Here is a 12,378-nt window from a genome sequence, read left to right as displayed (position 1 = left end):
TTCTACTCGCTTTCGGGAACTACGATTGGACGTTCACCGATAATCGACAATCCATAACCTTCAAGTCCGACCAACGAGTGCGATGAGTTGGTCAGCAGCTCCATATCCTGCACGCCGAGCGCGGTCAGAATCTGGGCACCTACTCCGTAGTCTCGCAATTCCTCCATCGGCGGCATCGGCTCGCCCTTCAGCTTGCGAACCTGATTGTTGAGGAAGCCATTGCCCGATTGCGGGATCATCACAATCAGGCCGGAGCCTTCCTTGCCGATGATCTCCATCGATTTTTGCAGCATCCGGTCCTTCGGGCCTTCTAGCCCGAAAATGTCACTGAAAATATCGAGCGCATGCATGCGGACAAGCGTTGGCTTAGCCGGATCAACATGGCCTTTCTTTAGGACAATCTGTTCGGTCTGGGTCGCGTTGTTGAAAAATGCAAGCGCCGTCCATTCGCCGCCCCACCGACTGGTGAAGCGTGCTTCATTGCGGACTTCGGCCAAATGGTCGTGCCGCATCCGATACGCGATCAGATCGCGTATTGTGCCCATTTTCAGATCATGCTTGCGCGCGAAGCCGACCAAATCTTCCATCCGCGCCATTGTGCCATCATCATTCATAATCTCGCAGATCACACCTGAGGGATTGAGCCCAGCCAGCCGCGAAATATCCACCGCCGCCTCCGTATGGCCGGCCCGCACCAGAACACCGCCATCGCGTGCGATCAGCGGGAACACGTGGCCGGGTGTTACGATGTCTTCTTTTGTCTTTGCAGCATCGGTCGCCACGCTGATGGTGCGCGCACGGTCGCCAGCGCTGATGCCTGTTGTAACGCCTTCGCGCGCTTCTATGGACGTGGTGAAAGCGGTCTCATGCTGGGTTCTATTGTTCTGGCTCATCAGTTCGAGGCCCAGATCATTGCTGCGCTGCTTGGTGAGTGACAGGCAGATCAGGCCCTTACCATGCGTGGCCATAAAATTAATCGCGGCGGGCGTAGCCATCTGTGCAGGGATTACCAGATCGCCCTCATTCTCGCGGTCTTCATCATCGACTAGCACGAACATCCGGCCATTACGCGCCTCGTCGATAATCTCTTCGATGGTTGCAAGCACCGGGCGGTCATCATTCGCCTTGAGGAAAGTTTCGAGCTTTCCTAATGTATCTGCGGTCGGGTTCCAGCTTTCCTCGGTACATTCTCGCAAGGAATTTGCATGAAGTCCGGCGGCACGGGCGATCCCAGCGCGTGACATTTTGGCGCTATCAACGATGGCGCGGATTTTCTTTTGGACGGATTGGATGGTGAGTTCGGTCATGTGGGCAAAATAGCAGCAGAATGTGACGGTGCAATAGCTGCCTCACATTTAAATGTGATCGAGAGCCATGAAATGTTGGATTGCGGCGAAATTATCGGAGAAATTGACTGGTTTGACCACATCAATGTGAAGTCAGTTCTAGATCCTGTGGAATGCAAGCGACTCGCGCACTCTTTCCAATGCGCTACCCACTGGGTCGGTCTCATCCAATAAGGCGAAGCTTCCGCTGATGACATAGCTACAATGTCCATGCACTGCCGCAATCAGCGAGCGCGCGTATCGCGGCACATCCAGTTCAGTATCGGCGGGCAAAGCAGCACGGACCTCCTGCTCGACGATATGCGTCAACTCCCCACGGCCTTGCAAGTCTGCCTCTGACAATGAGGCACCTACGGGCAATCTGTGTTCATAGATTGCCGACCACAGATTGGGGTTTGTCTGCGCAAAGGCGAAGTAGCCATGCACCAAGCTGGCAATGCGGTCATCACCGCCTTGGTCCAACTCCAACTTAAGATGCTCCGCCCATAGCACGAACGTGTGAGTGTTGATCGCCGCGAGTAATCCCTCGAGCGAGCCGAATACATTATAGATGGTCCCGACCGTGTATCCCGCACGCCGCGCAACCTGTCTGCCGGAAAATTGGGCATAGCCAACCTCGGCCATCAATCGGTGGCCTTCGTGCAGGAGCAAGCCGCGCAATTCGGTGCGAGAATGATCTGAGCGTCGTCCCATAGCCAGCCCATCTGCCAAAAAAACTGAACACTGTCTAATTTTTATATTGAACAGTGTTCAGTTTGCCGATAGGTCGCGCGCTCAGCTTGGGGAGAATTCGGCGTGGAAATCCTGCTTCTGGTCCTATTGGGCGGCGCTCTGGTCTATTTGTGGAGGCGCAGTGATGCGCTCGAAGCGAATATCCGTTCGCTCGAAGAACAGATTGATTCGCTGCGGCGGAGATTGCCGGTTTCCCAGCCATCAGAATTGAAGCCAGGGGAAGCAGGAGTGGCGAGAGGGCTGCCCTTGCCGGTTCCTGCCGCTCCAATGCTCAAAGCGAAAGCACAAGCAAAGACAGGTAAGGTTGCTGGGCCAATTCCGGCTTCGCGTATGGCAGCTGAAGCTGAGGATTTAGAGGAGGCAAAGCCTGAACCGGCAGAACCCACTTTGCAATTCAAAGTGCCGTTCAAATTACCGGGCCCTAAATTCGATTTTGAAGATGTTTTCGGTCGGCTTTTACCAATTTGGGCGGGCGGAATCACGCTCGCCATTGCCGGGTTCTTTCTGGTCAAATATTCAATTGAATCGGGATTGCTTGGGCCGCAGGTTCGCGTGGCGCTCGGGTTTCTGTTTGGCACCGCGTTGCTGGGCGGGGCAGAGGCTGCGTATCGTAACGAAGGCCGCATCTCTGATCCGCGCGTGCGTCAGGCGCTCGCGGGTGCTGGCCTTGCCACGATGTATGCCAACTTCTATCTCGCGGGCAGCCTATACGGGCTGGTTGGTAGCACGATTTCCTTCCTCGGCATGGCCGGTGTGACGGGAGCGGCCATTGCGTTATCGTTCCGGTTCGGATTGCCAAGCGCGATTTTGGGTCTGATCGGCGGCTTTGCGGCCCCGATGCTGGTGGGCAGCGATCAGGCCAACCTTCCGATTCTCGCTTTGTATCTCTCGCTCGTCACCGGCGGATTGACCTATGCCGGAAACCGGCAGGGGCGCAGTTGGCTTGGTTTGGCCGCGCTGGCTGGCGGATTGGGCTGGGGTTGTTTGATGCTGCTAACCAGCATCACCGGCACAACCGACATGCTTGCTTTCGGCGGTTTCATGGTTGTGCTCGGTGCAATTGTGCCCGCCTTGGCAAGAACCGACGATGCTGATGATAAGACCGAAGGCGGCCTAGGCGCGCATCCGATCTTGCGGACCGGTGCTGCGGCGTTGGCGGCCTTGCAACTGGCCGCGATGATCCAGCAATCGGCCTATTCGATGCTGGGTTGGGGGCTGTTTGGCCTGCTTGCGTCGGCGCTTGCGGTCTTTGCCTGGAGAGAACCCCGCCTGCGCGAGGCCAGCGCATTTGCGGGCTTTACCGGGCTGGTGATGCTTGGTCTGTGGCATGTTCCAACAGGGCAGAACTTCGCGTTGGTCGCGGCAGCATTCGCGGCGATCTTTGCCGGGGTGCCGATTGCCAACATCTGGCGAAAGGCTCATCGCACAATCGACAGCTACCAAATCGCCGGATTCTCGTTCGGCCTTATGGCGGTGACTTTGCTGCAGTTTGGTTGGGCTGCATCCTTGCCTTTGCTGACAATGGCTATGGTCGCGATCAGCGTTCTGCCGATTGCAGCGGCTTGGTTAGGGTGGCAGCCGAATGATAAGCCGCTTCGGCTTGGCGCTTTGGCCAATTGCACGATCGCGACATTGGGTCTGACACTGGCGGGTTTGATCGCCACGCCGGCATGGATGGCCCCGCTGGTGCTGGCAGCCATTGCATTGGGCGCAACTGGCCTTTGCTGGCGCAGGCAGGATAGGGGCTTGTTTGCTCTGGCTTGTTTCGGTTCTGTCCTGACACTTATCGCGCTGCTGATATCGCCGGGCAGCTATGCGGAAGCGGCCCGTCTGGGCGGGCAGACCACCGATGCCGATATGGTGCGCGGGGTGATTAGGTGGATTGCTGCGGCACTTCCCTTCCTTGCATTCGCCATCCATGCCCGGATACGCCCCGTAACCTATGCAGCAGAAGCTATCGCAACCATCCTAGCATACGGCGCAGCAGCCCAAATGCTGAGTGGCGATTTGCTGGCCTGGTGTGCTGCCTTGATTGCCCTCGCGCTCGCAGCATTGCAAGCAGAGCGTAAGTCCGCGCGCCTTACCGCTACCTTCGTTGCGTTGCTTTGGGCTGCGGAGCCCCTGTCCATTTGGATAATGGAAGGCCTCGCGGCTCTTTATGGAGAGCCCATGTTGATCGCTGGCGATCTGGCCTGGAGGGTTCTGGGCCTGGACGTAGCACCGCTTATGGTCGCGCTGGCACTATTGATCGGGAGCAGGTCTACTGGGTTTGGTGACTGGAAATGGCCAATCATGATTGCTTTTGGCATGGTGACGGCGGTCGCGGGCCATATCGCCTTCAAGCAGATTCTTGCATTGCAAAGTTCTGCGGCCTTTATCAATTCCGGTCTTGCAGAACGGACAATATGGGGCGCGATGCTGCTCGGGCCGGGCCTCGCCATCGCGCGGTTTGCAGCGGCACAAAGCTGGGCAAAGCCGGTCAGCATTGCCCTCTATGGCATCGCTTTGGCGCATTTCGCGATCTTTACGCTAGGGTGGCACAATCCGCTCTGGTCACAGCAGGCCGTTGGCCCTTGGCCAGCTGCGAATCTGTTGATCCCGGCCTATCTGGTGGGGGGTATTGCAATTGTTCTGCTTGCAGAGGCAGCAAAGAGCCTGGGCTGGATCGTTCGGTGTCTGTTCGATGCCGCGCTTATGCTATTGATCGGCCTAATGTGCTTGTCGGAGCTTAGGCATCTGTTCGCCGGAACCATCCTTGACGGGCTGCCGGTTGGCCAGACCGAGGATTTGCTTAGGTCGCTTGTGGGCATTCTGGTCGCCATTGGCTTCTTGATTTGGGGCACGCGGAAACACAGCCGCAGCTGGCGGGTCGGTTCGCTTGTGTTGATGTTGGGTGCGGTGCTGAAAGTGTTCCTTTTCGATGCCAACGGGCTGGAGGGGTTGATCCGGATTGCGTCCTTTGTTGCGCTGGGTTTCAGCCTGATCGGCATCGGCTGGTTCTACGCGCGGCAATTGCGCAGCGAAGAAATTGCATTGCCGGACCATCAAACATCATGATTGTCATGGTTGCGTCATATCAGCGCGGCATCCTTTGCTGTGACAAGGGGCATGACGCGTATGGAAATCGTCAATATTTTCGTGACTGCCCATCTGGGCGAAAGTCTGGAGGATTTTCAGCATGACACGGTTCGTTTCGTGTTCGACCGGATTGGACCTGAAGGACCAAAGAGGCTTGTAGAAGGTTCGGTCTGGGCGTTTATCGATTGGGTCATGGATGATCTTTCGGGCCTGGAAATGTGCCGCCGGATGCGCGCCGACCCGCGCACCGCCGATGCGCATATCACGATCGTGTTAGACAATGATGATCTGGATGATCGCCGCCGAGCTTTGAAGGCCGGGGCGGATGATTACATCACCGGACCGCTGGGCCGGACCACAGTGCTCGATCGGGTCATGGCCCTGCAATCGCAGCAGCGGCGCCACGCCCCGCATCTATTTTCACAAGGTAATCTGGTGATTGATATGACCGCGTTGAAAGCGATGTGGCGAGGAACGATGATAGAATTGCGGCCCAATGAGTTCCGCTTGCTTCGGTTTTTCGCAGAAAATTCCAACCGGATGTTGTCGCGGCAGGAATTGATTGTTGGGATCGGCAAACAGGAACCGCTGGTTGACGACCGGACAGTTGATGTCTGGATTGGCCGATTGCGCCGTTCCTTGCGCGCGGCCGGTGCTGGAGATCCACTGCGGACTATCCGGACCATGGGCTATGTGTTCGACCTTTAGCGAAGCCGCAGAGTGTCAAATTGCGGATGCCGGTGAAGAATGGCACCCGCAAATCAATCCCGCTAAAATTCTGTCGAGAGCGACAGGCTGAAGCTTTGCCCCAATTGATAGCTGTTAATCTCGATCCGGTTGGCGCCGTTGGATTGGAATTCGAAATTGTCCCGGCCAAAGATATTGCGCGCCTCTAATTTGAGTTCAAACGGGCGGCTGCCCAGCTTGACTTCCTGCCGCGCCACAAGGTCAACGCTTAATCCCGGATCTTCGAGGATGTCGGGCAGTGCCGCCGTGCCGCGGCTGGTCACGCGCTGGCTAGCGTAAGACATCAGGATCGTAAATTGCTGCAATTTATCGAGGTCTTCGATGCCCAATTGCAGATTGACCAGATGATCTGATTGCCCCGTCAGCGGCACACCGTTGCGGAAGAAATTGGTTGCTGGCTGATCGGCAAAGGGAAACACGCGGGCAATGTCGTTTTGTGTGACTTGCAGTTCGGACTGGGTGTAGGTGTAATTGGCCACGACAATAGCGCGCTTGCTTTCAAACGACCCGCCCAGATCGATCAGATCATAGCCATATTGAATGTCGAACTCCGCCCCATAAAGCGACGCTTTGGGGGCATTGGCAAAGCCGCTGACCTGGACGTTGTCGGAAAAGCTGGAGAACACTTCGATCGGGTTTTTGATGTCTTTGTAAAAACCTGCGAGCGAAATGCGGTTGCCGCGTCCGAAATAATATTCGGCGCGCGCTTCGGCATTGGTCAATCGGCTGTCGACCAGGAACGGGTTGCCGTTGAATTGCCGGTTCGTTTCCGGGTTGAAATAGGTCTGGAATATCAGCTCGCGAAATTGCGGACGGGCGATGGTCTTGGACGCATTGACCCGGAATTGCAGCGAATCGCCGATCTCCCACGTGATAGTGCCTCCGGGCAGGAAATAATCATTGGCAAGGAAGGTCGAGCTGCCCGAGTTGGTGGGTGTCGCGAACACTTCGACCGGGTTCACGGTCTGCACCGCGTCTTCATAACGAACGCCCAGATCCATCGTGACACCATAGAGCGGCTGGATCACGGTTTTGAGATATCCGGCATGGATTTCCAGCCCGGCCGAAAATGCCGGATCGGATTGGGTCGTTTCAATTAACCCAATGCCGTAATAATCGATAACCGCATCGCCCAGCAGCAGATCGGGGCGAAGCGCTCCGACCGCATCATCGAAATTGGCCCCTGCATCAAACAGGAATTCGCGCCTCGAGGAGAGCCGGTCGGTGTTGGTATAGGCATAGCCGGTGGTCAGTCGCAGCCAGTCGGTTGCCGGATAGCTGAAATCTATCCCGCCATACCACAAATCTTCTTTGAGGTTGGAAAAGGCAACCGATGCACTACCCGTCTGGCGATCAAGCACGTTGATGAATTTGTCGCCCAGTGGGTCATTGGCGTTGTTGGTGCGAACATAGGTAAAGCTGTATTCATATGGGGCCTCGCGCTTGGTTTGGGCAAAACCGCCGCGCAGGTCGACATTCAGATCCCCAAATTCGAGTTCGGCAACAAGCTGGCTGTCGATCAATTGCCGTTCAAACCATGCGGTATTCTGGATGTATTCGCTGTCATCATCCTGAAAATCTGTGCCGGTCGAAAGCCGGGACTGCTTCAAACTGTCGCGAATATACAGGTTTGTGAAACGAATTTTGTGTTGCCCAAGCTCAAGCCCGAAGCCCAGCAGACCGTTCACCAAAATCCGGTTGTCGGTCACAAAATCACGGAAATCGCTATCAAGATCGAGGTCGGAATTGACCGCCGACTGTTTTACGATTGATCGCGTGCGCCATTTGTTGTTGAGCGAGGCATTCGCGATAATTCCGAAACGCCCGTCAGAACCAAAATCCCACGCATCCCCGGCGGTGAGACCGCCCGAAAAATTGACCGGTATCTGCTGAATCTTTTGAACCAGAACCAGGTTCGGATTGCCCAATTGCTTGGCAATTTCCTGCTGGTCTACGCCCAAGTCGGACAGCCGCGAACCGCTGTCGAAAAAGGATTGAAGGGCAGGAGGAATATTGCGGGTGCCGTCATCAAATCCGGCCCAATCGTAGTCGGAACCGTAGAAATCGAGGCCGGCTGAAAGCGTGGTCTGTTCATCGCCGCTAATGCCCGCGCTGATTTTGAAGAACCCCTCATCGGGCACTGCGCGGGTGGTTAGATTGATAACACCGCCGCCAAATTCCCCGGGAAAATTGGCCGAATAGGTTTTCTGGACAAGCGAGGACGCGACAATGCTGGTCGGGAAAATATCGAGCGGAACAACGCGGCTGAGCGGCTGAGGGGAGGGCAGTGGCAATCCGTTGAGCAAAGCTAGCGAATATCGGTCACCCAATCCCCGCACAAACACAAATCCGTTGCCTTGGACCGACAAGCCGGTGACGCGGCCCAGTGCGCCCGCAATATCGCCTTCTCCGGTTCGTGCGATTTCCTCGCTCGACAAAACTGTAACAACTTGGGTGGAACTGCGCGTGACATCGCGATTGAGCCGCCCAGTCACCACGATTTCCCCGCCAGGAATCGAAATTTCGGTTTCGACCTCCTCCTCGGGTTGCTGCGCCACAACGGCTTCTTCTTGGGAGTCGGGCTCTGGCGTTGCGCCCGCATCCTGGGCAAATGCTGCCGCTGGGAATGTCAGCGCCGTGGAAAGAAGCAGCAGAGCTGTGATCTGCTGGCGGGTGGTCAAGTTGGAAGACCGCGTCATGGTTTAACCCCGATTGCCGGACGGTGCATTGCGCCCTGAAACATGAAAGACTGGAATTGGCAGCGGGGCCGCTGCTATCTTGCACCGGCCCCGCCTGACTTTGTGATGTCAGTAAACCGGCAACGACGTGCAGGCGCCGGTGTTGCTGCCGAAAGTGATGGCTGCGGAATCGCAGGTCCAACCTAGGAACCTTGTGTCGTTACCGCGTGCCGCACCTACAAAACCGGCATTGTCGAAGAATGTCGACAATGTGGTTGGATCGAATGCGACTAAGGCGTTTTCATTGGCGCCGTTCAGGTAAAAACCGGACAATGAATTAACGTAGGACGCGTTGTTGTTGCTGCCCGCGTTAAAGATTGTCTGGACATTCGCCGCAGTAACGCCGCCGCTTCCGTCCCGGAAGTCGGTTGCGCAATCCAAGTTGAGTGAATTGAATATCGGCGTGCCGACATCATCAAGACCGGCATTGGCCGCGCGCACGGTTTGGGCGAGATCGATGCGCAAACAGGCTGTGCCTTGCGATCCGTCAACCAGCAGGGTGTTGAGCAGTGCATAATCGGTTCCGCCACGGATACGGACGGACTGATCATTGGTGCGCCGCTGGATAAAGGTCGCGTTGGAAATCCGCGTGTTCTGGCGCGGGGTTTGGTCCTCAAGGCCGTTGTTTGAGTCGGCTTCGATAATCCCGTCACCCACTTCGCTACGTTGGACAGCCACAACATATTGCAAATTGGCTTTAACGCCGGTGTCAGTGTCGATCGAATCGTCTTCTGCCCCGACCACAACAAGGCCTTTCATATTGACGAAGCCGCCAAAGAATTCGACGCCATCGTCAGAGCTGTTGTAGCTCATGACGTTGTTGAAAGTTGTGCCGGTGCCGGTTCCGCCAGTGGTCAAGGATTGCAATTCGTTGTCGCCCGACAGAACGAATCCGGAATAGCGGATTTGAACAAAGCTGAGCGTGCCCGAATTGTCGGTGGTGGTTGCGCCGCCAAAAATGGCCGGCTGCGCTGCGCCTTCCACCTGCCGCTCGCAGTTCACGCTGCCCGGTACTGCGGCTGGTGCAATACAATCGGTCACCGGTGCGCGGCCGCCAAGCACAATTCCGCCCCATTGGCCCGATGAATTTTCATTGTTGAGGCCAAGGACATTGTCGCGGCTGGTGAAGATAATCGGACGGGCCGATGTGCCGGCTGCGTTGATCCGGTTGCCGCGGTTGACCATCAGGAAAGACGAGCCGCTGGCATAGACAATCACGCCGGGTTCGATGTTCAATTGGACATTGGTATCACTCAAGCCATCCGATGTGTCCGGCGCAGGGCCGCCGTCGGTGCCGACATCAACGCGGCCATTCATGCGGTAAAGCAGGCCCTTGATATAGGGCAAATTGGCCGAAGCCGTGAACCGTGCCGGCAATGCGCAGACACGGTATTCGCCGGTGGGACCAGAGATGGTCCCTTCATCTGTCAGGCCGGCTGGGTCGCTGATTGTCGGGCAACCTGCCGCCGCTGTGACCGTCGCAGTGCCAGTCGGTGTCGGCGTGGGTGTCGGGGTTGGCGGGTTGTTAATGGTAATGTTGCCGCCCGTACCGGGAGAGGCGATTTCTTCTGCGCCGCAGCCAGCCAGTGCCAGCGCGCTACAGCCAATGATCAAGGAACGATAAATATGTGTCACGGGAACGAGACCCCCTAAAAATCCGATGAATCAGATAACGCGAATTCGTTATCGCGACTCGTCAGCTAGGCGGCTTTCGTGACAGTTTTGCTGCTATATTTCGGTTTGATGTAAATGACTTAACGGGTCTGAAATGTGTCAAATATGACAGGGGGAAACTGGTGTTTGCGAGGTTGCGGAATTTGATTTGTGCCAAATCTTGGAGTCGCTTCGAAAGCAGAATATTACACTTTGATGACAATATTTCATTTTTGTTGCAGTTTGGGCTGCGGGCGCGCAATTTCTATTCAATCAGAACCGATGGAGAGAAATCATGACCCTTGGAATCGCGCTCGCAGCCTTGTCTTTGCTCCAGCCTGCCGGCCATGCCGACCAGTCGGTCGACGTCGCGTTTGAAGAATTGGCGGCGCTCGACAACCAGGCTGCTATTGAACGGATCGAGGCCAATGATACCCTCGAGCAAGACGATCCGGCCCGGTTGATTAATCTGGGAGTCGCGCTCGCAAGGGAAGGGTGCACTGGCGAGGCCAAGGCGATGTTTGAAGCAGATGCGTGCAGCGAAACCCACTAACGGCTGGAAACGGCAGAGGGAGAATGGATCGATTCGCGGCGTCTGGCATATCGCGCCCTGGCAATGTTGGGGGCCGAGGAATTCGGTTCACCAACGCGGATGGCCGCGCGCTGATATTAAGTCGGGGCACCCCGGGCCGCCGCTGCAATTGATTTTGTAACTGAAAACACACCATAAAATCGTCGCAACCACAATTGCTCCAAAATCTTCGTCACATTGGTTCAGCTTGCTGTCACCGCACTGTCATGTAGTGTGCGCAAGGGGATTGGACGGAGGTTTTGATGATTCTCAAAACATTGGTCCGCCTGTCTTTCGGGATCGGGCTGGCCATTACGTCAGTGCAGGCATCTGCGGACGTTATGGAAATCAATGATGATGGCGCGCGCTGGATTGCTGGCGGCTCTATCTCTGTGCCCGATGCGAACCTTGCATCAGCCGACATTATTGCTGATGCTGAGCTGGTGGAATTGGCTGCGGACTTTCATGTGCCGCCGCAAGCCATTGCCAATGCCGCTGCGCAAGCCGGGCTGGTTCCGGCGCAATATGTGGCAAAAGTGCAAGAGCTGGCGGGTAGGTTCGACCTTAGCCCGGCCTTGATCGAAGCGGTTGTCTGGCAAGAAAGCAGGTGGCGGGCCGACGCGGTTTCACCGGTCGGCGCACGCGGTTTGGCGCAATTGATGCCAGGCACGGCGCGTGAATTGGGCGTCAATCCGCACGATCCCTTCGCCAATCTGGAAGGCGGTGCCCGATATTTGCGCCAACAACTTGCTCGCTTCGATGGCAATCTCGAACATGCGCTTGCCGCCTACAACGCCGGGCCGGGGCGGGTTATTCGCTCTGGCGGCGTCCCCAATATTCGCGAAACCAAGCTATATGTGGCGGCCATTATGGGCCGCCTAGCCAGCCATTCCCGGAGTGTAATGTAAATGAATGTGATTTCACGCCTCTCTATCGCAGCCCTTTCTACTGCGGCCCTCGCTTTGATGCCCAGTGCCGCTTTGGCCCAGGCAGCCGACCCGCAGGGTTCGGGCCCAATTGTCGCGGCAGTTGGATGGTTGCAAGGCACCTTGTTAGGCAATGTCGCGACCGCAATCGCGGTGATGGCGGTGGCCGCAATCGGCTTCATGATGCTGACCGGCCGGATGAACTGGCGGTTCGGCGCGACAGTGATCATCGGCGTCTTTATCTTGTTCGGTGCGGGCACTATCGTGGCCGGGATTCAGGGGGCGGCGGGTTAAAAGGCGATGAGCAACCTTGTCCGCCATCCCGTCCACAGGGCGCTGACCAGACCGCAAATGTTTGGCGGGGTGACGATGAATTTCTTCATTCTCAATATGCTGGTTACGGCAGAGGCGTTTCTGATTCTAAAGAGCTTCTGGATCATTCCGGTACCGATTGTGGTGCATTTGGTGGGCTATTTTGCGTGTTTGCGCGAACCGCGGGTGTTTGATTTGTGGATCACCAAAGTCAGCAAATGCCCAAGGGTGAAGAATTGGAAGCGCTGGGGCTGTAACAGCTATGCTGCGTAACC

Annotated in this window: 10 protein-coding genes; 6 read left to right on the top strand and 4 right to left on the bottom strand. The window is 56.4% G+C overall.

The features are described from left to right. Positions 1 to 2 precede the first annotated feature (2 nt). Both ribB and GRI36_RS12880 read right to left on the bottom strand, forming a co-directional pair. Positions 3 to 1,244 carry a 3,4-dihydroxy-2-butanone-4-phosphate synthase gene (gene ribB / locus GRI36_RS12885; RefSeq protein ID WP_407985683.1) on the bottom strand — a complete coding sequence of 414 codons (1,242 nt, stop codon included), beginning with the start codon at positions 1,242 to 1,244 and terminating at the stop codon, positions 3 to 5. Positions 1,245 to 1,445: 201 nt separating this feature from the next. Continuing rightward, positions 1,446 to 2,039, bottom strand: a complete 594-nt coding sequence (locus GRI36_RS12880) for a TetR/AcrR family transcriptional regulator (RefSeq protein WP_160598821.1) — start codon at positions 2,037 to 2,039, stop codon at positions 1,446 to 1,448. A gap of 102 nt (positions 2,040 to 2,141) precedes the next feature. On the opposite strand from GRI36_RS12880, the gene GRI36_RS12875 reads away from it, so the two are divergent. Then, on the top strand, positions 2,142 to 5,135 hold the full coding sequence (locus tag GRI36_RS12875; RefSeq protein ID WP_160598820.1) for a DUF2339 domain-containing protein: 2,994 nt from the start codon (positions 2,142 to 2,144) through the stop codon (positions 5,133 to 5,135). 60 nt (positions 5,136 to 5,195) lie between these two features. Next, entirely contained in the window at positions 5,196 to 5,864 is a 669-nt protein-coding gene (locus tag GRI36_RS12870; RefSeq protein ID WP_160598819.1) for a response regulator transcription factor, read from the top strand. 62 nt (positions 5,865 to 5,926) lie between these two features. Here GRI36_RS12870 and GRI36_RS12865 read toward each other — a convergent pair whose 3' ends face one another. Next, the gene (locus GRI36_RS12865; RefSeq protein ID WP_160598818.1) at positions 5,927 to 8,602 is read right to left on the bottom strand and encodes a TonB-dependent receptor domain-containing protein; all 2,676 of its coding nucleotides are present in this window, start codon (positions 8,600 to 8,602) and stop codon (positions 5,927 to 5,929) included. A gap of 108 nt (positions 8,603 to 8,710) precedes the next feature. Then, positions 8,711 to 10,276 (bottom strand): hypothetical protein, encoded by a 1,566-nt coding sequence (locus GRI36_RS12860; RefSeq protein WP_160598817.1) that lies wholly within the window; start codon positions 10,274 to 10,276, stop codon positions 8,711 to 8,713. Between the two features lie 313 nt (positions 10,277 to 10,589). On the opposite strand from GRI36_RS12860, the gene GRI36_RS12855 reads away from it, so the two are divergent. The 4 genes from GRI36_RS12855 to GRI36_RS12840 all read left to right on the top strand — a co-directional run bounded on the left by GRI36_RS12855 (position 10,590) and on the right by GRI36_RS12840 (position 12,376). Beyond that, the gene (locus tag GRI36_RS12855; RefSeq protein WP_160598816.1) at positions 10,590 to 10,847 is read left to right on the top strand and encodes a hypothetical protein; all 258 of its coding nucleotides are present in this window, start codon (positions 10,590 to 10,592) and stop codon (positions 10,845 to 10,847) included. 281 nt (positions 10,848 to 11,128) lie between these two features. Next, positions 11,129 to 11,773: a lytic transglycosylase domain-containing protein gene (locus GRI36_RS12850; protein WP_235902270.1), complete on the top strand. Its 645-nt coding sequence runs from the start codon at positions 11,129 to 11,131 to the stop codon at positions 11,771 to 11,773. Then, a complete protein-coding gene (locus GRI36_RS12845; protein WP_160598815.1) occupies positions 11,774 to 12,085 on the top strand; it encodes a TrbC/VirB2 family protein in 312 nt (103 codons plus the stop codon). 6 nt (positions 12,086 to 12,091) lie between these two features. Next, positions 12,092 to 12,376 carry a type IV secretion system protein VirB3 gene (locus GRI36_RS12840; protein ID WP_160598814.1) on the top strand — a complete coding sequence of 95 codons (285 nt, stop codon included), beginning with the start codon at positions 12,092 to 12,094 and terminating at the stop codon, positions 12,374 to 12,376. Positions 12,377 to 12,378 lie beyond the last annotated feature (2 nt).

Source organism: Pontixanthobacter gangjinensis (assembly GCF_009827545.1).
Lineage (GTDB): Bacteria > Pseudomonadota > Alphaproteobacteria > Sphingomonadales > Sphingomonadaceae > Pontixanthobacter > Pontixanthobacter gangjinensis.
The sequence above is the reverse complement of the archived record's forward strand: the minus strand, read 5'-3'. Positions and strand labels throughout refer to the sequence as shown.

Coding starts and splice junctions, on each gene's coding strand:
- ribB (WP_407985683.1), bottom strand. CDS start 1,244: ATGTCACGCGCTGGGATCGCCCGTGCCGCCGGACTTCATGCAAATTCC.
- GRI36_RS12880 (WP_160598821.1), bottom strand. CDS start 2,039: ATGGGACGACGCTCAGATCATTCTCGCACCGAATTGCGCGGCTTGCTC.
- GRI36_RS12870 (WP_160598819.1), top strand. CDS start 5,196: ATGGAAATCGTCAATATTTTCGTGACTGCCCATCTGGGCGAAAGTCTG.
- GRI36_RS12865 (WP_160598818.1), bottom strand. CDS start 8,602: ATGACGCGGTCTTCCAACTTGACCACCCGCCAGCAGATCACAGCTCTG.
- GRI36_RS12855 (WP_160598816.1), top strand. CDS start 10,590: ATGACCCTTGGAATCGCGCTCGCAGCCTTGTCTTTGCTCCAGCCTGCC.
- GRI36_RS12850 (WP_235902270.1), top strand. CDS start 11,129: ATGATTCTCAAAACATTGGTCCGCCTGTCTTTCGGGATCGGGCTGGCC.
- GRI36_RS12845 (WP_160598815.1), top strand. CDS start 11,774: ATGAATGTGATTTCACGCCTCTCTATCGCAGCCCTTTCTACTGCGGCC.
- GRI36_RS12840 (WP_160598814.1), top strand. CDS start 12,092: ATGAGCAACCTTGTCCGCCATCCCGTCCACAGGGCGCTGACCAGACCG.